Source organism: bacterium (genome assembly GCA_022616075.1).
Classification (GTDB): domain Bacteria; phylum Acidobacteriota; class HRBIN11; order JAKEFK01; family JAKEFK01; genus JAKEFK01.
Map to the genome: position 1 here is coordinate 1 of JAKEFK010000334.1, position 20,599 is coordinate 20,599.

The following is a 20,599-nucleotide window of genomic DNA, read 5'->3' on the forward strand; positions in this document are numbered from 1 at the left end:
CTTAGGAAAAGTAGCGCGGGCGTCTCGCCTGCGGAACACGCTTAGGAAAAGTAGCGCGGGCGTCTCGCCTGCGGAACACGCAATGACTTTATGAAGTTGAAGGATTTAGTTTCGCCGCTGGAAAAATTCACGCTCTATGGCCCGGATGATGCGGAGATTTCCGGTATTAGCCTGGATTCAAGACGAGTACAGAAGTGGGATCTTTTCGCGGCTCTTCCCGGCATAGAAACGCACGGCCTTCAGTTCCTGCCGGAAGCAGAACGAGCAGGCGCTGCCGCCATTCTTTCCAATCAAAAAGTCGAAACAGATCTTCCTCTTATAGTCGCAGAAAATCCCCGATTGGCCCTTGCGCTGATCAGTAACCAGTTCTATGACTGTCCATCATACAAACTGAAATTGATAGGCGTAACTGGAACGAACGGCAAGACGACCGTGGCCTTCCTACTGCGATCCATGTTCAAGGAAGCGAACGTCGCGTGCGGTTTGATCGGAACCATCCGCTACAGCGGCGAACGTTTCTCCAAGAGCGCGACCCATACAACACCCGAAGCGCCGGAGTTGCAGAAACTGTTGAACCGCCTCGTTCAGGAACGAAGCGGCGCGTGCGCGATGGAAGTGTCTTCTCAGGGTCTGGACCAGTTTAGAGTTGCAGGATGCACTTTCGACACCGCCGTCTTTACAAATCTCACACACGAGCACCTCGACTATCACAGAACCATGGATGATTACTTCCGCGCAAAGATGATGCTTTTTGACAATCAGACTTGCACCACCAATCAAGCGGTTTCCAATTTTGATGATCCCTACGGAAAGAAACTGATCGAGATCCGCAATCGCAGAGGTTTGCCTGGCGTGAGTTACGGCTTTGAAGAAGGCGCCGATTTCCGGATTCAGAATTGGAGCACTTCGATCAAAGGAAGCGAAATGACCATCGTTTATCAAGCAAAGGAACAACGCATCAAAACTGCTCTGGTGGGCCAGTACAATCTTCACAATATTTGTGCAGCTTTTGCCGTGGCTTCCATCAATGGCATACCTGAGAAAGCGATCCTTGCCGGGATAAAAAACATGTCCTACGTTCCGGGGCGAATGGAAGAAGTGGATTTTGATCAAGCTTTTAAAATTATAATCGACTACGCACATACGCATGACGCTTTTCGGCAGTTGCTTCCCACGTTGCGCCTATATACTTCAAAACGAATCATTCACATTTTCGGTTGCCGGGGAGGCAAAGACAAAAGTAAACGGCCAAAAATGGGAAAAGTGGCGGGAGAACTGGGCGATATCGTGATCTTGACATCGGACAATCCCAAGAATGAAGATCCAGCAAGAATTGCGGAGCAATTAAAGGCTGGGTTGGAAGCAAGTGGAAATCGCAATTACCATGTGATTCTGGATCGGGCGGAAGCCATTGCCTTCGCTGTCAGCATCGCAGAAGCTGGAGATACGATTGTGATTACGGGCAAAGGAAATGAAACGTATCAATTGATAGGAAACAAGAAATATCCATTTGATGAAAGAGAGATATTCTTGGCTGCAGTCCAGGCTTCCAGTCTGCATTTATGAAAGTCCTTCTCTACAGCGAGCACTGGAATCGATTCTGGTGTTTACCTCCCGAACTGGTTCAATGGTTGCGCACCGATTTTCCTGAAATCGAATTTGATCATGTGCGAACCGAAGAACAAATCTTCGATTCCATACCGGATGCCGAAATCTATTTCGGATACAGGCTTCAAAAAAAAGACGTAAACGTTGCTAAGAAGTTGAAGTGGATCCACGTGCCGGCGGCCTCTGTTTATCCACTGACCGATCTGGGGCTGCAGCAAAAAGGGATTGTCGTTTCAAATTCAAGAGGCCTGCACGCTGTGCCGATCGCCGAGCATGTGCTTGGATGCATGCTTGTTTTTTCGCGCAAGTTCCTTGAATCGTGGCAATATCAACAGAAACACTATTACGCAGCGCGGGAAATACTAACCGAGTCCCCTTTGCCGGGTGAACTTCGCGGAAAGACAGTTCTGGTACTCGGACTGGGTGGAATCGGGAGTGAGGCCGCGCGGCTCTGCAAAGCGTTTGGCATGCGCGTTCTGGCTTGCAAACGAAATCCGGCAGGAACCTATGACAATGTGGATCAGGTTTATGCAGCGGAAGATTTCCACAAGCCGTTGCCGGAAGCAGATTATCTGGTGATCGCTGTTCCAAGAACATCCAGAACGGACGGTCTCATCGGCGAAGTGGAGCTGGAGATGTTGAAGAAATCCTGCGTGATCATCAACATTGCGCGCGCCAAAATCATCCGGCATGAGGCGCTAATCCGCTGTTTGAAAGAGAATCGAATTCGCGGCGCCGCCCTGGATGTGTTTGAGCAGGAACCGCTGCCTCCCGATTCCGAGTTATTCTCACTGCCAAATGTTTTCATCACCCCACACACTTCCGGTGTTTCCGCGATGGAACACTGGCCTCGCATGATGGAATTGTTCGCCGAAAATCTCCGCCGTTGGATCGCAGGCCAACCATTGATGAACATCGTGGATCTGGCAGAAGGTTACTAATCAAAGTAGTAGCATAGGCGTCCCGCCTGCAAGTAGCGCGGGCGTCCCGCCTGCAAAGTAGCGCGGGCGTCCCGCCTGCGGAGTTCTGGTAAACTATTCCCTACATGAAACGGTTGAAACCGGAAGAACTGCGCCGCACGTGCGATCCTTCGACTTTTCCTTTTAACACATCCGCTGAAGCTCCGTTGCCGGAACGTTTTATCGGCCAGGACCGGGCGCAAACTTCCATGCAGTTTGGTCTGGCGATCGAAAGTAAGGGCTACAACATTTTCCTTGCGGGCCCGCGAGGAACAGGAAAAAGCTCCATCATCGAACAGCTGGTGCGAAAAATCGCCGCCTCAAAGCCGGTGCCGGATGATTGGTGTCTCGTTTACAACTTCAGTGAACCAAATAAACCCAGAGCGATCCGTTTTGCTCCGGGAATGGCATTGAAGTTCAAAAAACAGATGGAGAAGTTTTTGAAGTCTTTCCAGGAAAACGTTCCACGCTTGCTGGAAGGGAAAGAATTTGAAGAAGCTCGAAGTGACATCCAGGAAAAACTCCAGCAGCGTGAAGCTGAATTGCTAAGTGAGCTGTCACAATTTGCTTCACGTTTTGGATTCATGATCAAGAAAACGCAAGGCGGCATGCTGACGATTCCGGTTCTGAATGATCAGCCGTTGAACCAGGAAGAATATGACAAACTTGCAGGTGAGGAGCGGGAAGGGATCCGCCAGAAACGGGAGAAAGTCGATGAATCGGTTCGTGAAACTTTCCGGCAGTTGCGAAAATTCGCGCGGGTCGCCCGCGAAAAGATTCAGGAGCTGGAACGAAATACGGTAGCCTTCGCTGTAGATCGGCTGATAGATGATTTGATGGAAGAGTACGAAACGATCCCAACTGTATCAGAATATCTGGCTGCGGTGCGTAAGGATATTCTGGATAATCTGGACGATTTCAAACCACTGCCTCTGCGCGCTGGATTGGAATTGCCGGATCAGTCCAAATCACTGACCCGCTATCACGTGAACGTGCTTGTTGACAATTCTGCGCTACAGGGCGCGCCCGTCATCGTAGAACTTCATCCTACGTACCAGAACCTTTTCGGAAAGTTAGAACGCAGGGTAACGCTGGGCGCGATGGTTACGGATTTCACGCTTGTAGAGGCAGGCTCTTTCTTGCGCGCGAACGGTGGTTATCTGGTTTTACAGGCGAAGGATGTTTTGAAAGCGCCTTTCGCATGGGACGGTTTGAAAAGAAGCATCTTGAACTCCCGCGTGCAAATTGAAGACATGATGCATGACCTCAGCTTGTTTCCCACTGCAGTGATCCGGCCGGAACCGATCCCGGTAAATGTGAAGGTCATCATGACGGGAGATCATTTCGTGTACCGCTTACTTCACGGAATGGACGAAGATTTTGTTGAGATGTTCAAAGTCAAAGTGGATTTCGATTTTGAAATGGAGCGCACAGCAGAAAATGAAGTGCAGTATGCTTCCTTCATCCGCCAGGTTACGGAAACAGAAAATCTTTTGCCATTCGAAAGAAGCGCGATTTCTGCAATTGTGGAGTATGGATCGCGTTCCGTTGAGAATCAGGAAAAACTGACATCGCAATTCTCCGCCATTACGGATATCATCCGCGAATCTCATTTCTGGGCGAAGGATTGCGGGAAAGAGAGCGTGTCCTCTGAACACGTTTTAAATGCGCTAAACCAGAAACTTCATCGCGTGGATCTGACCTCGAAAAAGTACCAGGAACATCTGGAAAAGGGCACGATCCTGGTGGATACGAAGGGCTTTGTTACAGGCCAGATCAATGGTCTCGCAGTATACAATCTGGGCGATTTTGTTTTTGGGAAGCCGACGCGTATTACAGCCAACACATTTGCCGGCAAGTCGGGCGTTGTCAATATTGAGAGGGAAGCCAAGTTGTCCGGTAGGACTCATGACAAGGGATTATTGATTCTCAGCGGTTACCTGGCTGAAAAATTCGCCGAAGCAAAACCGTTGAGCATCTGCGCTTCGGTATGCTTTGAACAGTCGTACGAAAGAATTGACGGCGACAGCGCAAGCTCGACGGAATTGCTTGCATTGCTTTCCTCGCTCGCCGATGCGCCCGTAGATCAGGGGATTGCAGTTACGGGGTCGATTAATCAGAAGGGTGAATTTCAGCCGATCGGCGCGGTGAACTACAAAGTAGAAGGATTCTTTGATTTGTGTAAATCCCGCATGTTAACCGGCACTCAAGGTGTGATCATTCCACACCAGAATTGCCGCAATCTGATGCTCAAACCGGAAGTCATTGAAGCGGTTGCAAACGGGACGTTTCATATTTATGCCGTTAAGAACATCGAAGAAGCAATTGAAGTTGTTACCGGTCTTGCTTCTGATGCAATCTTCAGCAAAATTGTTCAGAAGCTACAAAAGTTCGCCCATGAAAAAGAGGCCAAAACTTAACGCAGAGGCGCAGAGGCGCAGAGGGCGCAAAGAAAAAATATTTTTATCCTCTGCGTCTCTGCGCCTCTGCGTTAAGAATTTTGTTCATTTCAGCTTTCAAAGCTTGTATTCCGGCGTTTTTGGAAATCACCGGAATAGAACTGTATTCAGTCGGCAAACAAAAGTCGGTCTTGCCCGTGAACACAATGACGCGAGTGTGCTTCGTTTCCTCATTGCCCTTCATTCGTTCTATGAATTCCAGTCCGCCGAGAACAGGCATCGTGACGTCAAGAATCACCAGCTGCGGGCTGAACCGGTAGAGCTTGTCGAGCGCTTCCCTGCCATCTGTAGCGGTAACAATATCGAAACCGAGACCGGACAGTGCGCGGTGTAACAAGCGAATGGTATGGATATCGTCATCCACGATTAAAATGTTCTCGACCGCTGCCTCTTGCTCAAGCGCAGGTATAACAAAACAGAACTTCGCGCCCTTTTCCCTGTCTTCGAACCAGATTCTTCCTCCGTGCGTCTCTATCATTTTCTTTGCGATGTAAAGGCCCAATCCGATCCCTTCAATCCTTTTGTTATCGTGAACTCTGGAAAATCTCTGAAAAAGCAACTGTTTCTTTGCGGCGGGAATTCCAATTCCTTCATCCGCTACAGAGACCATGAGATAGCGTTGTGGACCTTCTTCAGGAACAAATCCAACAGGCAATTCTGCTGCCGGAATGGCTCGCACAGACACTTCGATCGTACCTCCATCCGGTGAATAATTAATGGCATTGCTCAGGAGATTTTCCATAACTTCCTGCATCCTGCCTGCGTCGGCGCGAATCAACGGCAAATCGGAGGGTGTCTCCAGTTTAAATTCGTGTTTCTCGCTCCAAGGAAGGATCAAGCGCCGAAGAAAAAATTGCAGATCCAGCTTTTCATAGCTGAAAGAGATTTCGCCGCTGTCCAGACGGGACGCTTTCAACGTTGCTTCAGCAAGTTTTTGCAGGCGAAGCGCTTGCAGCGAAACCGTTTCCATAATCTCCTTCTGGCGTTCATCTTTCCAGTCGGCTTTCTTCAACAGAAAATCCATGTAGCCGCGAATCACAGTTAAAGGGGAGCGGAAATCGTGAGCCACGATCTGAACAATTTCATCCTTTTGCTGAGCTATCTGGGCAAGTTTTTCATTGATCCGTTCCATTCTTTGATAGGATGCGGCATTCTGAAGCGCCGTGCTGACTGCGTGCGCGAGAGTCTCCAGAATCAGCAAATCGGAATCATCAAACGCATTCAGCCTATCGCTTTGCAAATCAATGATGGCAACGACCGTATCTGCAATCTTTACCGGCATCACAACTTCGCTGCGAACCTCCTCAAAGACGGTCACGTAATCCGGATCTTCCGCTGTGTTATTCACCAGCACCGCTTTTCCTGAACGAACGGCCCTTCCGGTGAGCCCCTTTTCGAAAGGAATACTGGGCACATCCTTGTCAAACTTTGGAAGGAAGTACCAGTCCTTCAGGACTCTTTCTTCTTGATCGGCCCAGGCGAAAGTAACAAAGTAATAGTGAAATCGTTGCTTGATGCGTTCCACAACGGTCTTCACGATTTGCGCGGAATCCAGAATCGAAGCAAGCTCGCTGATCAATTCACTGAGCAACTGCATTTGCTCGTTATGTTTCCGTTCGTTTGCATATGCAATCGCATTGTGGAAGGCGGTTGCAAGTTGATCAGCCAGCGTTTCAAGCATCACGATATCGCCCGGTGCAAAGGCGCCGTACTCCGTGCTCTCAACGTTTATGATCGCAAGCACTTTTCCTTCCCGTGCAACCGGGATGCATGCTTCGGAATTTGCAGGAATCATCGGGTGCTGCATGAAGTACGGATGATTTCTGCAATCATTTGAGTAAATGGTTTTCTTTTCTCTAAATGAATATCCGATGAATCCTACTTCAATGGACTGGATGTATCCTTGCTCATGAATCAAGCGATGATAGGGTCCGGAGGATGCTTTCAATTCCAGGATGTTGTCATTTTCCGCCGGTAGATAGATACCCACTTCCGTCAGACGCAAGGTCTTTTGAATCGCAATGATTGCATTCTGAACAAGGTCTTCCACGGACAGATTTGCAGTCGTCTGGCGGGCCGCCTCATTCAACACCCGAATCTGCTCCGTGCGGCGTTTTTCCTCGCTGATCAAGAGCGCGTTGGTGAGAATAATCCCCGTCTGGTAAGCAACGATCGAACCCAGATAGGAATCGAATTCAGTAAATCCGTTTCGCTTATTCAGGATTGCAATGATTCCGAGCAGTTGTTGCTGCACAATCATGGGAGCAATAATGACCGATTTTATGAAATAGTTTTTGACGAAACCCGGGAAAACGCGTGGATCATTCTGAGGATTGTTGGAGAGGAGGACTCCCTGTTTTCTGAAATTCCACAAGCGATGATATTCGAGTGTGACCTGGTACTCCATGGGAATGCTGTGTTTTTCTTTGATACCGTAATGAGGTTTTTGAGTCAGGAAGCGTTTGCGGTTCCTGTCGTACAACGCAATCAGGCAAGCACGGGCGCCGGTAATTTGAGCGATTCGTTCTGTTAATTGCTGGTAAAGCTCCCCAGGATCAGACGAGCTGATCATGGTTTCTGTAAGTGCAACCAGATCCTTCAAATTTTGGCGCCAGGAATGTTTACGCGGCAACAGTCGCCCCCCCGTTTCCGTGGATTCTATCACAATCGCGAATCGTGATCGTGATCGTAGTCGTGATCGCAATCGTGATCTTTAATCGTAACCCTTATTCGAAAGGAGATTGACGATTATGATTAAAGATGGCGATCACGATTACGATTATGATCCACGATTATTTGCCTGGTACGGGAAGGTTGTAATAGAAACGGAAGACGCCGGGGAGGATTGGACGCGGGAAATCGGCAGGCAACGCCGGAAATGGATTCGAGGTTTTCAACGCGTTTACCGCAGCCTGATCAAAGGAGGGGGTTCCTGAAGGACTGATTACTCTGATATTGATGATTCTACCGGTACGTTCCACTTGAAAAGATACGCCAACAATTCCTTTCACTCCAAGTTCTGCAGCCACTGGAACAATCCAATTGCTGCGAACCATTGCGACAACGCGGTTGGCCCATGGTCCAAGATCAAAACCCTGAGTATCAAAAAACACTCCGGATCCTGAATCTCCACTGGGTAAATCTCCTCTGGAATCGGAACCAGACCAGGATCCGATAAATTGATCAAGATTCTCCAATGATTCTGAAAGTTTTTTCGGATCTGTGTTGGAAGGAATTCGATAATCGCCCGGTTGCCCGGTTCGTGGGAGTGATGGTTGTTCGATCGCAGGAAGTGAAGAAAGCTCGGCACGTTTCGATCCCATCCTTTCCGTGTCATTGGATTCACTCTTTTGCCGCTGCGCGGGCTTCGCATACTGTGTGCTTTTCGTTTCAAGTTTCTCTGACTTTTTCAGTGGGCCCGCTTTGCGATCTGCATCAGAAAGGTTGCTTGTGTTCGGTTTCACGGGCGCGACCTTCGCATCAGGCGGTGATTCAACGAAATGCATTTTCATAGGCGCACGAGAAACGGGAGAAGGAGCGGTCGCAGCGATCAAAAGTGGATTCTGCTTTAGGAAGATTCCGAGAAAAGTATGCACGAGAAGTGCCACGAAAAGCGCCCAACCAAACGGAAACTCCTTTTTCATTTTCCTTCAACGGCTATTCCGAATTCAGTAACGCCCTGACTTCTCACTTCATCAAGGATCGAAATGACTTCTCCATGCGAAATGTTCTTGTCCGCGCGAACGATCAGATTCAGGTCCGGCCGTTTCGCGAGTAGTTGACGAATGCTCTCACCAAGCTTGTCTTGAGTAACGAGAGAGTTGTTTAAATAAATTTGATGCGCCTGATCTATCGTCAGGAAAACATTCTTTTCGGAAACCTCTCCCGAAGAAGAGGAAGAGCTTTTCGGTAAGCTCACCCCGATGGAAGGCTCCGAAATAAAGCGAGCGGTCACCATGAAAATGATCAAAAGAACCAAAGTAATGTCGACCAACGGAGTGACGTTGATTCCTGTTATTGCATCTTCTTCAAGATCAAATTCTTGCATGGCTTGAATTCTTCCGGTCTTCGCTCTTCAGATAAACAAGTAAAATCTTGGATGCCGCCTCCATTTGGGTGACAAACTCTTTCACTCGTCTCTGGAAATAGTTGTAGGCAATCACGGCAGGGATTGCGACCAGCAGGCCGACCGCCGTGGCAACAAGCGCTTCCGAAACTCCGGTCATGACAACTGATGGATTCGGGCTTTGCGACGTGGCAAGGTCATGAAACGCTTTAATGATCCCAAGAACGGTGCCAAACAATCCGATAAAAGGAGCATTATTTCCCAGCGTTCCCAGAATGACGAGTTTGCTTTCCATTCTGAACTTCTCGGAAATGCGCTTCCCGATCAAGATCTCTTCTACCGCTTCCGCCCCTTTATCGATGTTTTGGAAACCTGTTAGAAGCAACCTTGCTGCCGGTGTGGAAATTCGCTGAACGTAGGACGTTGCAGCTTCAATGTCATCCTTGTTCATGAACGCCGTTAGCATCTCGACAAAGGCGTCCCAGGAAACCTGATTTCTATAGAAATACAAGGCCTTGTAAATCATCACGGCTACGGACAGAACACTGCTCAAAATCAGGAGATAGAGAATCCATTCGCCGCCGACTAATGCCAGATTCTTCAGAATCTCAGTGATATTCATATGCCATTAGTATCTGATTTTTGTCGATGGCTGACAATCAGTCTCAAAATTTTAGTGGACAACTGACACCCAAAGGCTCCTCTTTAATCAGACTCCATCCTCAGTACATTTGTGGTATGGCATTTGCTGGCCTAAATTGCTTTTTTGGAGGAAAAATTCAAATGAAGAAGTCTTTACTGTTGATGATCATTGCGGTGTTCATTACAATTCCTGCCCATTCTGATTCCCTCTACGTCCTTGCCTCATACGTCAATCCAGAAGGTGAGAGCGATGTTTATGAACAGAACAGGATTGAAACAACTTTTGACCCCGATGACCTGAACGCTCTGGGTGGAACATTTGGTTACGATCACTTCATAGGCGAGTTTGTGAATATTGGTGGGTCGATATCGTTTTATGAAGGGGACACGACCGTCCGTGACCGGGAATTTGAATTTACGAATGGTGATCCCATCTTCAGGAATATCCGGCTGCGAATCATTCCCATCGAAGCAAACGTTAGGGTCCTCCCCATCGGACGTGAAATGGCTGTTATTCCCTATGTTGGCGCCGGCGCCGGTGTCTATGTTTGGGAATACGAAGAAATCGGCGATTTCGTTATCGATCGTTTAGACGACCCCAGCATTATCACCGGAAGTGCTTTTTCCGACGGCGCCGATTTTGGTTTCAACATTCATGGCGGGCTACAGTTCCCAATCTCACGGTCCGCAACCATCACAGGAGAAGTAAAGTGGATTAAGGCCGAAGGGGACCTCGATCCCGAAGGATTTGATCCGGCTTTCGAGCCGATTGATCTTTCGACAATCACCTATTCAGCAGGCGTTTCTTTCTGGTTCTAAGCACTCTCACATCATACACACTGCCACTCAGCCCCGTGCGATCTCGCACGGGGCCTTTTTTATAACCGCCAAGACGCCAAGAACGCCAAGTATTTATTTCTTATAGTTTTTTCTTGGCGGCTTGGCGCCTTGGCGGTTAACATGGAGCCGGGGTAGAATAAGATTCGTGTTCAAGCAGCTTCGCAATCCGGCGTGCAGGGCTGAATGAGAATACACTGGCAGAGCCTGAAGATCCGCTATGCTGCGATCTTTACACTGTTCATAGCCGTCGTTCTCTTGTTCAATGCGCTCCTGCTGATCTATTTCAAGTACCGGGAATTCCAAAATGACGTCGAGCGCCGCGCTTATTCTTTCGCCAAACTAGCCGTAAAACCGATCTGCGACGGCTATGAAACCTACTTCTACTCGGGGTATTTCAAATTTCGTGAATTACTCAGCAGCCTTCTTTCCTCGGAAGCGGAGATTATTGAAGTTCAAATCGTCGACGTAAATGGAAATATTCTGTTTGATTCCGACGACCTGCAGAAAAGTCATTTCATACCCCGCCCCGATCTGCCTCGTAATGTCATCACGGACAGTTACTATCTGGATGCAATCAGAAAACTCGAATTAACTCAGCGAAGGATCAATGACGAACACGGGGATCGCATGCTTGAAATTGTTTCACCTTATATCGAAGAATGGGGTCGTCATAAATTGTCCGTGATCCTGCGATTCACGTACAACACATTGAAACCGCAGATGCGAATGATGATCTATCAGGTCATCGGACTGACTCTTCTCAGCATGCTTTTCACCAGTCTTCTTGCCTGGATGTTCATCGGGCGCATCACAAAGCCACTCGATCAACTCACCGAAAAAGCCACCAGCATGATTCGCGGCGGCGTGTCTCAGAAGGAGATCGAGGGCTCGGACAACGAAGTTGAATTGCTTGCTAATACCTTCAATCTAATGACTTCGAAGATTCAGGAAAACATCAAACAGCTGGAAGAAAATAACCGGACACTGGCGGACTTAAACGAAGAGCTGAAGGAACTCGACCGCGTTAAATCGGACCTTCTCGCGAATGTCTCGCACGAGCTCCGAACGCCGCTCACCTCCATCAAGGGCTACACGGAATACATCCTGGAAGGAAAGCTCGGGGGAGTGACGCAAAAACAACAAAAGGGTCTGCTTGTTGTTCAAAAGAATCTGGATCGTCTCTCCAAACTCATCAACGCGCTTCTTGATTACTCGCTCATGGATGCCGAGAAGATGGTTCTTGTGGTGAAGCCCTTTAATCTGAAGCTTCTTTCCAAACAGGTGGTCGTAAATCTTGGATCGGAATTGGAAAAGCGGAACTTGCATTTTCAAATTGAGATTCCGGACGATCTTCCGCTGGTGGTGGGAGACAAAGAAAAGATTTATCAGGTGCTGGAAAATCTAACGATCAACGCAATCAAGTTTACGGAAAATGGGGGCCGGATCACGATGCGCGCCAACACATTCAACCAGGACGGCAAGGTGTCGGTGCGCATTTATGTTTCCGATACGGGAGTTGGAATCCCACAACAGGCATTGCCCCGAATTTTCGACCGTTTTTATCAAGTAGACGCAACCAGCAAACGCAAATATGGCGGCATGGGGCTCGGTCTTGCAATTGCGCGATCCATTATTGAGGCACATAGAGGAACGATTTCAGTAAACAGCGAACTGGGCAAAGGAACCACTTTTACTGTGACTTTGTCTGGTCTTGACGAAACAGGGCTTGAAGGTGATGAAACGATCCAGTCACCCGGAAATTATCTTGTAGAAATTGTGGATGATGACCTTGACATTTTGCGACTCTTCAGAATGTATCTCGAAGAGGAAGGCTTTCGTGTCATCACTGCGGAAACGGCCTCAAACGGATTACTCCTTGCGCGCAAACTTCATCCCGATGCGATCCTGCTGGACGTACTCCTTCCCGATCAGAACGGGTTTCTGTTACTCGAATCACTGAAATCGGACTCCGAGACAGCGGGAATTCCCGTAGTCATCTTGTCCATCATAAAAGAAAAGCTCAAAGGCCTGGAACTGGGAGCGGCTGAATATCTCGTGAAACCAATTGGCCGAACTTTGTTGAAAGCGACCTTAAACAAAGTCCTCTTAAGACCGAGCCAGCCAAAAACGATCCTGATTGTGGATGATGAAGAGGATACGTTGAATTTGTTGCGGGAGCGTTTAACAGAGGAAGGGTTCATAACCATTGAAGCACACAATGGAAAAGAAGCGATTGAAAAAGCAATCCAGAGCAATCCGGATCTGATTCTTCTGGATATCATGATGCCCGAAATCACCGGATGGGATGTGATGGAGCAATTGAAACAAGGAGAAGGAACGGCCTCCATCCCTGTCGTTGTCCTAAGCGCGGTTTCTACGGAAGCGGATAAACAAAGGGGTTACCGGATGGGAATCAAACATTATTTGACCAAACCTTTTGAAGTTAAGGCCCTCATCTCCGAGATTAAAAGAGTTATTCAACAAACCCGCGTGAGTTGATCCGGCCTATCTTCCTCATCCGGTCTATCACTTACATTGAGTATGTTATAATTCGCTCACAGGCGGATTGTCATCAATGGGGAAGAAGATTCTCTTAGTGGATGACGAAGAAGATATTCTGGACTTCCTTGAGCTAATCCTGGAAGAACAGGGATATTCTGTCATCAAAGCAACTTCCGGAACAGACGCACTGGCTGCAGCACAAATGCACCGTCCCGAGCTCATTCTACTCGACATCATGATGCCCGAAATGGACGGTTGGGAAGTACTGAAACTGCTCAAAGCCGACGAGGAAGTGACACATATACCCGTTGCAATGTTGACTGCCCGCACTGAAATGAAAGACAAAATTCAAGGATTGCAGGAAGGAGCAATTGACTACATTTGCAAGCCCTTCGCGACGAAAGAGTTGCTTGATAAGCTGGAAATCATCCTTGCTCAAGTAAGAAAATAGCTCGACAAGGCAAAACGGGAAAAACGGTATGCCTGGCGATTCGAAAACGGATTATTTTGTTCTTCGCGCCGAATGGCTGCGATACAAAAGCAATCTTTACGATAAGAATACGAATCTTCCAACTCTCTCCATCGTTTTTGATGACGCTCGAAAGATGGTGGAAGAACACGGCACCATCGGCCTCATGCTGATTGATTTCGGCAGACAGAAAAATTTTGAAGCAACGTACGGCTGGCAAAAGTACGATGAAGTGCTTCGCCATGTGTCGGAAATTCTCGAAGAATCCAGAAATGAGCTGTTGCACGAGAAGGATCTCATCGCCATTTCCCATATTCGTGGAGATGAATTCATCTTATTCTTGAATCCGCCTGCCGACCGTCCGTGGAATGAATCTGCGCTCGAGGTAGTCAGTGAAAAAATGAGGAACTCGATCAAGCGCAAACTGGAGCGCTTCAGCAATCAACGTTGGCATTCGAATGTGAAGGTTCATACCGGCTATGCTAGCGTGCTTCGGGATCCGACAATCCGCATCGAGCGTTCGATTCAGCGCGCTTTAGCGACAGCGAGAGAAGTCAGTGGTCGAGAAGTAGAGCATGAAATGATTCGCAGGCACATCGCGCTGCAAAAAATCATTTCACAGAACTCCATTTTAATCCTGTTTCAACCCATAGTTTTTCTGGACAACCTCAGGGTTCTCGGTTACGAGGCGTTGAGCCGCGGACCTGAAGACAGCGGGTTTGAAGGCACCGAAATCCTTTTCACTTTTGCTGAAAGCACAAACATGTTGCTTGATCTGGAACGTCTGTGCCGCAAGAACGCGTTGCGCGCCGCACAGTCCTTAAACATTTCTCACAAACTGTTTCTGAATTCCTCCGCCAAGGCGCTTCAGGACAAGGATTTTACGGCGGATCAGCTGGCAGAATACGTTTCTGAACTGGGATTGCAGCAGGATGGAATCGTCCTGGAAATCACTGAGCGTGTGGCGATTCAGGAATGGGTCGCATTCAAAAAAGTGCTCCGGCAATTCAGGAATCACGGTTTTCAAATTGCGATCGATGATATGGGAGCGGGATACAGTTCCTTACAGGCAATTGCTGAGCTGGAACCGGATTACTTGAAATTTGATGTCTCTCTTGTGCGCAATATTCAGGAGAATTTGATTAAGAAGGGCTTGCTGGAAACCCTGGTTTCGCTGTCCTCAAAAATTAATGCATCGGTGATTGCTGAAGGAATCGAAGAGAAAGAAGAGTACGAAGTTTTAAGATCCTTGGGCGTCCAACTCGGTCAGGGCTACTACTTTGCTTCCCCTTCGATTCAACCCCCGCACGTTTCGGCCATCCTGTAAGAGTCGTAGTGGCAGAGCATTTGCCACGCAACCGAAACGGCCTCGCGACTAGAAGACCCTGCGTCAAAAAATGAAACGTGATATCAGGAATGGCAAATGCTCTGCAACTACCGGCTATTAGTGTTCGATTTCGTAGAGTGGTTTCTTGCTTTTCTTGAGATGCAACATTTCCATCGCGCGTTCATTGTTGGGCTGTAGCTGCAAGATGATGTTCAAGTGTTTGAAAGCTTTGATATTCAAGCCCATCGATTGGTAAAACTCCACCAGGGCAAAGTGATTTTCTACGCTTTGAGGCTCCAGCTCCAAAGCTTTTAGAAAATGTTTTTCTCCTTCTTGAGGCTTTCCGGTCTCATAAAATCTTTTTCCGAGCTTCCTGAGCAACATCGTGTTCCCCGGTTCTCTTTGCAGTTGCTCCTGCAGCTCGGAAATAGACTCCTTCTCCGGTTGTATTCTCACTTTTTGTTCTTCTCCAGCTGGAGTCACCAGAGGCTTTTCCGATTCGCTTCTCTGAGGCATCGAATCTTTAGGGGATAGAGGAACCGGGGGAAGAGGAGCAACAAGGGATTCCAGGGGCGTTTCACTCAAAGGCATCTGGGAAGCAACTTTTGCAACAAGATTGCCATGTGCCTGAGTGATGCGATCAAGAATTGCCTTCAATGGTTCCTTCAATTCCAGGAACCGGTCCGGTGAATGGTAAGGGGCGTGAAATTGCGAGCGAAGGCTTTCATAGGCCTCGTTGACTTCCTGGAGTGTGCAATCCGGAAGGACGTGTAATACTTCTTCGTCTGTGGCTTCCTGAAACCTGGTGCGAGTTAATAAAACCAACTGGCGTAGCTCATCTTCCGATAAAGTTTTCATGCGCTCAGACTCAGGACCTGAACTCTCTTCCATGCGCTGTGTGGTAAAAGACTGTGCGCGCGTCTGATCCGCCATTTCGGGTTGCTGTTCCGGCGCAAGAGAAGGTCTGTCCTGTTCCTGAAACTGTAGCGTTCCGCATAAAACAAGAGAGAAGAGCGCGCGATCAAATTCGATTCCTGACAATCGAGCCAGTTGCCGCACGGCTGCAATGGTTTTGTTGCCGTCCACGCAAGCCAGGATTGTCTCTTCTTGAAAATCAAAATCCGTCCGGGTAAGCCGTGGAACACCGTTATTCAGAAACAGAACCTGTTCTTCATTCTTTTGGTAACCTCTTTCCAGGACAACAGGATTGCTGATATTTCGGATTCCCTCCACTATCAAGCTGGGAGTGGAAACGTCGATCATGATGTCTTCGAAGACAGGCCGTTCCCGTTCGACAAATTCATATTCTCCGGAATCCCAATCAAACAGAGAGTAGAGAATTTGCTGCAGCTGATAATGAACGGATGAATTGACTTCTTGCGCCGAGATGAATCCAAGCTCGCTCAAAGCCTGACCGAGTCTCTTCCCCTTTTCGATTACTTCGCGTGAAGCAAGGTCGAATTCCTCTTGAGCGATCTTGCCGAGACGCAGTAACGTTTCACCCAGCCGGTCATGTTTCTGGTTTGAGTGCGCAAAGACCACCGCGCCATCCAAAAAATAAACGCTCTTCTTTACTTCATTGCGTGAGAGTCGCAGTATTCCACTCTTTTTGGCAAGGAAAAGATCAAGCAGAATTTCCGCCAGGTTGGTACTCTCGAGGTTGCCTTGCATGAGAAGAAAAACAAATATTTTTGCGTGGGCGGAGAATAGATCCGCGCTTCCTTTTGATTGTAAAGGAATCCATTGGAAAGAACAAGAATTTACAATGGCATAATTCCACAGGGATGAATTGATACTAATATCTACGCGTAGTGGCAGAGCATTTGCCGTTGTAGTGAACAGGTTCGCTACTTCGAAGAAGCGTGAGGCAGCACGAATAAATAGTCGGCGAGCAAATGCTCTGCAACCGGCGGATGAAGCAGAGCATTGTCTCGGTGAATGAGGATGTTGCAACACACAGACTTAGATGGCCCAACATGCTTAAGGCAGGGTTGCGGACAATGCTTTGCCACTACAAATTCATGATGAGAATCCAAAGCAAACGCTGGATTGAAATTTTGCCGCTGGTTGCAATTTTCTGGTGGTTTGGATGCGCAGGAAACGGCCAGGGGTTGGACGAGAATGGCGATCCCGTCGGCAACGGTGGATTACCGGTCGCATTTGAACCAACTTTTTCGAACATTCAACAAAATGTGTTTAGTGCAATTTGCATCGAGTGTCATTCCGGCGTTGCGGCGCCGGAGGGTCTAAGATTGGATGCGCAAAACTCCTACAGTCACCTTGTAAACGTTCCGTCACAAGAGCAGTCTGACCTTTTTCGTGTGGAACCGGGCAATCCCAACCGGTCCTACATCATTAGAAAACTGGAAGGAGGTCCGAATATCACAGGAGGGCAGATGCCGCTGGATAGAACTCCGTTGGATCAACAGACCATCAATGCGATCCGGGTCTGGATTGCCCTAGGAGCGCTACAAAATTGAAAATCGCTGTTGTTGCTGGCATCTTCATCGCTTTGAACGCCTCTCTTCTTTTTGCGGAACCTTACATTGCCGTCCGCGAGGGTCTCAAGTGCAGCGCTTGCCATACTAACCTGACCGGTGGCGGAAAGCGCAATCGCATGGGAACAGGTTACGGCGCAATCGACCTTCCCTGGAAACCCGCTGATCTTCAGAGCAATAAGATTCCGCACTACTTTTCTCTTTTTAACGATGTGATTTCATTCGGTGGTGATTTCCGCATCCTTAGCCGCAGCACTTTTTCGGAAGGCCAGTTAGAAGCGAACTCATTTCAGACGGATAAATCGAATCTCTACCTCCAGGCTGATTTGATCCCGAACCGGATTACATTCTATTTGGATGAAACGATTGCTCCAGGAGGAGCCCAAACACGGGAAATTTTTGCCATGCTCCACAACTTACCGGGCCGTGGGTGGATCAAAGCTGGAAAATTTCTTCATCCTTATGGTTTGCGCCTGGAAGACGACAGCACTTTCCTTCGGGAAGTGACAGGATTTAACTTCAATAATCCGGATACGGGATTGGAAATTGGTTTCGAACCAGGATCCCTTTTGTTTGCGGCATCTGTTACCAACGGCACTTCTTCCATATTGGACAACGATACTTCTAAACAATTAGTAAGCACGCTCGGCTACGTGGGAGATCATTTCCGGGCCGGCGTCTCCGCTTCTTATAACAAAGCGGGGGACGACATCAGAAAAGCAGCTGGAATCTGGACCGGACTTCGCCTGAAGAGACTGGTCTTTTTGGGCGAAGCAGATTTGGTGCATGAGGAAGCGGGAGACGACACTCGAGACCAGGTGGTGACTTATGCAGAGCTGGACTATGAAATAGTGGACGGATGGAACGTGAAACTCGCTTACGAATACTTCGACCCAAATCAGGACATTGATGAGAACGAAAGGGATCGTGTGATCATCGGCGTCGAGCCATTCCTGACCTCCTTCGTCCAGGTTCAGTTATTCTACAGGTTCAATCAGAGCATTCCTCAAAACATTCCACAAAATGCTGATGAGCTAGTTCTACGTCTTCATATCTACTTCTAATTGTTACACACTTTTAACACCCCTCTATTTGCGCTACAATTCTGTTTCAATCGAGGTAAAGCCAATGGGAAGAGTGTTTTTTGTTCTAGTATTGTTCTTAGTTTGGGCATTGCCAGCGCAAGCCTGGCATACGAATACGCATTATCAGATGACGAAAGATGCCATCTCGTTGATGCCGCCTGAATTGCAGAAGATTCTCGTTTCGAACAAGAAATTTGTTGAAGCCGGAATCAAAGATCCCGATGAAATGATTCGTGATTGGCAGAATCACTATTACATTCCCAGTGAACCTCCGGAAGGTGGGGGCATTGATCGCGTTGAAAAGATCATTAAGATTGTGCAAACAAAATTGCAGGGGGGCAATCAACTGGATGTGGGCAAACAGCTTTGCTATCTTGCCCATTACATTGCAGATCTATGGAATCCGGAAAAACTAATTAAAGGTGACGTGGCGCAGAATCTGGATTTCGTCCAAAATGAAAACATCGTGGTTCTCTTTGAGGGGTACGAAGGACCAATTGAGAATTACAGAGAATATTTTGTGACGCGCTCTCAGTGGCGCTGGCGGCTGGAGAACACGCCGGAAGTTTCGCGAATTCTTTACAGCGAAGCTGTCAATGACATTGCGCGGATCTGGTTATCTTTATGGCAGCAAAGCGGCAAAACAACTGAGCCTGTTGCAGCGGGTGTGATCGAGCATAAGAAAGGGGCGCTCACAATCAATTTTGCGCGATTATTGGTCGAAGAAGAATACACGTGGGAAGCAGCTCGTGCCGAACAGGATTGGAAGGATGGTTACGTTGCTCACTACAAGGAAGTGGACCGTTTGAAATCCAACGTTGATCCCAATCCTAGAGATGGTCTTGCAAGAGCCGAGATCCGGAATCAGGAACAGTGGATGAACCGCGTAAGTCCAACTGCTCCTTTTAAGATGCTTGAAACATCGTTAAAAACAGTGGGGGACAAAACGTATCTGGTGGCGAGGTTTCGAAACAAATCGGAAAAGGATATACCAAGCATTGCATTCATGTATCCGGGCGTAAAAGGACCTGCAGCCCTCGTGACAAATGTTCGGGCAGGGGAAGTCATCAAAATTCAGGCAGCTTTGCCGCCCAATGCGCAACGCGAAAAGATTCAGATGATCTTTTCGAGCCCTGAAGAGGAAGCAAAGCAGTAGTAATCGTGGATCGTAATCGTAATCGTGAATCTTAATCTTAATCGTAATTCACGATTTAGGATCATGACTTATGATCATGATTACGATCACGGTCATGATTACGATCCACGATTATTGCGCTAATCCTTCTTTTCTTCCGCTTCGCCGGTCATCGGGACAAAACGTACTGGGATAATCTTTTCTTGATTCACACCCTTTTCTGTTTTCGTAAGGACCGCCAGATCCTGATAGAAATCTCCCAGCGGAATCACGAGCCTTCCCCCCATCTTCAGTTGATCGACGAGTGGTTGAGGCACGTGATCCGGCGCTGCCGTCACCAGAATTGCATCGAAGGGAGCTTCCTCAGGCCAACCCTGATAACCATCACCGACACGCACATGGACGTTCTCGTAGCCGAGCGTTTTTAGCTTCTCTTTCGCCTGGTTGCCCAGACTGGGAATGATCTCAATCGTGAAAACTTCCTTCGCAAGAACAGCAAGCACTGCCGCCTGATATCCGGATCCTGTTCCAACCTCTAATACTTTCGAAGCAGGTTGAACTTTTGCAAGTTCCGTCATCAACGCCACGATGTAAGGCTGAGATATTGTCTGCCCTTCTCCAATCGATAGAGGAGTGTCATCATAGGCAGCTATTTCCAAACCTTGAGGAACGAAATGGTGTCTCTCAACGCGGATCAACGCATCCAGAACTCTCGGGTCTTTCACGCCGCGGGCACGGATTTGCTTTTCCACCATTTGTTTGCGCAAATCTGCGAGCTTCTTCTCCGTATCCATCGGCTCTGCTCCGTCCTGACACGCAAGACAGAATACAAAAAGGACCGTCAACCGCAGTAACGACTTTACCATGGCATCTCTAAGCAAGGTTAACGTCTGAATTTTGACGTGTCAAACTTTGCGCAACAACGCGCTTTGCGTTAAAATCCTTTTTTACCGCAAGAGGACGCTGAGAGCGCAGAGTTAAGAGAAGGATTTCTTTTCTCTGCGCTCTC

At 48.1% G+C, this 20,599-nt stretch carries 16 protein-coding genes; 10 read left to right on the forward strand and 6 right to left on the reverse strand.

The features are described from left to right. The first annotated feature begins 90 nt into the window (after positions 1–90). The 3 genes from L0156_26010 (at position 91) to L0156_26020 (ending at position 4,987) form a co-directional block, all read left to right on the forward strand. Complete coding sequence (locus L0156_26010; GenBank protein ID MCI0606454.1) at positions 91–1,566, forward strand: UDP-N-acetylmuramoyl-L-alanyl-D-glutamate--2,6-diaminopimelate ligase; 1,476 nt, start codon at positions 91–93, stop codon at positions 1,564–1,566. After that, positions 1,563–2,549 carry a D-2-hydroxyacid dehydrogenase gene (locus tag L0156_26015; GenBank protein ID MCI0606455.1) on the forward strand — a complete coding sequence of 329 codons (987 nt, stop codon included), beginning with the start codon at positions 1,563–1,565 and terminating at the stop codon, positions 2,547–2,549. The genes L0156_26010 and L0156_26015 overlap by 4 nt, the downstream gene beginning before the upstream one ends. A gap of 104 nt (positions 2,550–2,653) precedes the next feature. Further along, entirely contained in the window at positions 2,654–4,987 is a 2,334-nt protein-coding gene (locus tag L0156_26020) for an AAA family ATPase (protein MCI0606456.1), read from the forward strand. 43 nt (positions 4,988–5,030) lie between these two features. Here the strand turns inward: L0156_26020 and L0156_26025 are convergent, their stop codons facing one another. The 4 genes from L0156_26025 to L0156_26040 all read right to left on the reverse strand — a co-directional run bounded on the left by L0156_26025 (position 5,031) and on the right by L0156_26040 (position 9,714). Beyond that, on the reverse strand, positions 5,031–7,628 hold the full coding sequence (locus tag L0156_26025; GenBank protein ID MCI0606457.1) for a GAF domain-containing protein: 2,598 nt from the start codon (positions 7,626–7,628) through the stop codon (positions 5,031–5,033). 190 nt (positions 7,629–7,818) lie between these two features. Then, positions 7,819–8,670: a TonB C-terminal domain-containing protein gene (locus L0156_26030; protein MCI0606458.1), complete on the reverse strand. Its 852-nt coding sequence runs from the start codon at positions 8,668–8,670 to the stop codon at positions 7,819–7,821. Continuing rightward, complete coding sequence (locus tag L0156_26035) at positions 8,667–9,074, reverse strand: biopolymer transporter ExbD (protein MCI0606459.1); 408 nt, start codon at positions 9,072–9,074, stop codon at positions 8,667–8,669. Before L0156_26035 ends, L0156_26030 begins: the two co-directional genes overlap by 4 nt. Next, positions 9,061–9,714: a MotA/TolQ/ExbB proton channel family protein gene (locus L0156_26040; GenBank protein ID MCI0606460.1), complete on the reverse strand. Its 654-nt coding sequence runs from the start codon at positions 9,712–9,714 to the stop codon at positions 9,061–9,063. Before L0156_26040 ends, L0156_26035 begins: the two co-directional genes overlap by 14 nt. A gap of 161 nt (positions 9,715–9,875) precedes the next feature. Here L0156_26040 and L0156_26045 point away from each other — a divergent pair, with 161 nt between their 5' ends. The 4 genes from L0156_26045 to L0156_26060 all read left to right on the forward strand — a co-directional run bounded on the left by L0156_26045 (position 9,876) and on the right by L0156_26060 (position 14,872). Continuing rightward, positions 9,876–10,553 carry a hypothetical protein gene (locus L0156_26045; protein ID MCI0606461.1) on the forward strand — a complete coding sequence of 226 codons (678 nt, stop codon included), beginning with the start codon at positions 9,876–9,878 and terminating at the stop codon, positions 10,551–10,553. A gap of 204 nt (positions 10,554–10,757) precedes the next feature. Next, entirely contained in the window at positions 10,758–13,073 is a 2,316-nt protein-coding gene (locus tag L0156_26050; protein ID MCI0606462.1) for a response regulator, read from the forward strand. Positions 13,074–13,149: 76 nt separating this feature from the next. After that, positions 13,150–13,527 (forward strand): response regulator, encoded by a 378-nt coding sequence (locus L0156_26055; GenBank protein MCI0606463.1) that lies wholly within the window; start codon positions 13,150–13,152, stop codon positions 13,525–13,527. 28 nt (positions 13,528–13,555) lie between these two features. Then, positions 13,556–14,872 (forward strand): EAL domain-containing protein, encoded by a 1,317-nt coding sequence (locus tag L0156_26060; protein MCI0606464.1) that lies wholly within the window; start codon positions 13,556–13,558, stop codon positions 14,870–14,872. A 117-nt stretch (positions 14,873–14,989) separates the two neighbouring features. Here the strand turns inward: L0156_26060 and L0156_26065 are convergent, their stop codons facing one another. Next, positions 14,990–16,543 carry a DUF4388 domain-containing protein gene (locus L0156_26065; GenBank protein MCI0606465.1) on the reverse strand — a complete coding sequence of 518 codons (1,554 nt, stop codon included), beginning with the start codon at positions 16,541–16,543 and terminating at the stop codon, positions 14,990–14,992. A 350-nt stretch (positions 16,544–16,893) separates the two neighbouring features. Here L0156_26065 and L0156_26070 point away from each other — a divergent pair, with 350 nt between their 5' ends. From L0156_26070 to L0156_26080, 3 genes are all read left to right on the forward strand, one after another. After that, complete coding sequence (locus tag L0156_26070; protein ID MCI0606466.1) at positions 16,894–17,352, forward strand: hypothetical protein; 459 nt, start codon at positions 16,894–16,896, stop codon at positions 17,350–17,352. Then, positions 17,349–18,434, forward strand: a complete 1,086-nt coding sequence (locus tag L0156_26075) for a hypothetical protein (GenBank protein ID MCI0606467.1) — start codon at positions 17,349–17,351, stop codon at positions 18,432–18,434. The genes L0156_26070 and L0156_26075 overlap by 4 nt, the downstream gene beginning before the upstream one ends. A gap of 64 nt (positions 18,435–18,498) precedes the next feature. Further along, positions 18,499–19,611: a hypothetical protein gene (locus tag L0156_26080; GenBank protein ID MCI0606468.1), complete on the forward strand. Its 1,113-nt coding sequence runs from the start codon at positions 18,499–18,501 to the stop codon at positions 19,609–19,611. Between the two features lie 119 nt (positions 19,612–19,730). On the opposite strand, the gene L0156_26085 is transcribed toward L0156_26080, so the two are convergent. Beyond that, positions 19,731–20,456, reverse strand: a complete 726-nt coding sequence (locus L0156_26085; protein MCI0606469.1) for a protein-L-isoaspartate(D-aspartate) O-methyltransferase — start codon at positions 20,454–20,456, stop codon at positions 19,731–19,733. Positions 20,457–20,599 lie beyond the last annotated feature (143 nt).